We start from the raw sequence: 1,514 nt of genomic DNA, 5'->3' as shown, positions 1-1,514 counted from the left end.
ATTCTTATTTAGTCAATTACTGCATAAGATACAACAGTGCATTAAATTCTGCATCTGAATACTGATAGAAGCCAATGTCAGATGGATGCACAACATCTTTACAGTATTTAACAATTTCTTTACTTCGTTTATTTACTCTTTCTTCTTCAAATCCCATGTTGTGAAGTACATCAATCTGAATGGACATTTGAACAAATTCGACATATTCATATTCATTTGCAATTTCTTGATAGAATCTATTTAAATCATAAATGTATTTGTTCTGTTTTACTTGTGGTAGTGCATTACCATATGATTTTCGATGCAATGGATACATATAGTGGTAGCTTTCTAAAATAATTTTACAAGTAGGATAATAATTATGAATATTTTCTATTAGTCTTTTTGCACGTTGTTTCATAACATCCCAACTAAAAGATGATGCAAACGCTCCACTTTCATAATCATTCCATCCAAGCAAAATAACAACGTATTCAAGATGAGTTTCTCCAAGTGAATCTACCAAATATTTCATGGAAATGTGGTTATTATCAGCATCCCATAAATAATTGTTAGGATATGCACTAGGCAATGTATTAGGGTTTTCAGTATAATTTTCCCAACTATACCCACCTGTACCGGTAAATCTATTTCCACTTCCTTGTCCAATAAATTTACCAATTAATTTTGTTTTGGTTAAGTTGGATTCTTTAGCAATTAGATTCGCAATTTCTTGTGTTCTGAAACCCATTCCTGTAAAGCTGTCACCGAGATACATAATATTTCTATCAATATCCGATATAGTGGCTTTATCGGCAACAAAAATTTTTACACGCTTTTGTTCGATTACTTTACCGTAAGTATTAATCAATTGAAATAATGCTAAATCATTGGTTCCTTGCAGAATAGGTTTTGAATAATCTTTAGGACACGAAATGACGATTTTATCATCATATTGTGTAGTATATTCATCAATGTTTACAACACGTACATTGTACTGATTGTTTATAAATTCAGTATCAGTGTAATACATACCATACTTAAATAGCTCTATAGTTTCGCCTTTTACGATAAATAGTTTATCCGGCAAATCTAGTTTTACTTCTGTTTTTGGAGATAAATCTGCATAAATTTTTTCTTTATCTTTTTTATTAAGTAATGACTTTGCTGACACCTTTGTATATGGAAGCCTGTTTTCAAAATCGGTACCACCGAACCACCATTGTAAAACATATAAATGGTGGTTCGTTGGTGTTATAGTATATTCGTGAACTGTGTTTGCAATTTGTTTGATATATTTACCCAATGAATCAAATTCAAATACTGAAATATATGCACCTTTATTAGGGTCTTCACTTTCAGTTGTTCTGACATTTACACTTTCATAATTATCAAAATTGAGTTTTTCAGAAATCCGTGCTGTATCATACGGTGTAACTTCTTCCCCAGTTGATGGCTCGATTTTTCCACTACGGTAATTAGGTCTGATGATATAGTTGCCAATAGACAAATCACCTAAATCTTCCTTTAGTTGA

1 protein-coding gene is annotated in these 1,514 nt (G+C 31.3%); it reads right to left on the bottom strand.

The annotated features are described in order from the left end of the window. Window positions 1–16: 16 nt before the first annotated feature. A partial coding sequence (locus tag LJE08_RS13480; RefSeq protein WP_227403511.1) for an SGNH/GDSL hydrolase family protein occupies window positions 17–1,514 on the bottom strand: 1,498 nt, incomplete at its 5' end.

Source organism: Holdemanella sp. DFI.5.55 (genome assembly GCF_020593575.1).
Taxonomy (GTDB): Bacteria; Bacillota_I; Bacilli_A; order Erysipelotrichales; family Erysipelotrichaceae; genus Holdemanella; species Holdemanella hominis.
The sequence above is the reverse complement of the archived record's forward strand: the minus strand, read 5'-3'. Positions and strand labels throughout refer to the sequence as shown.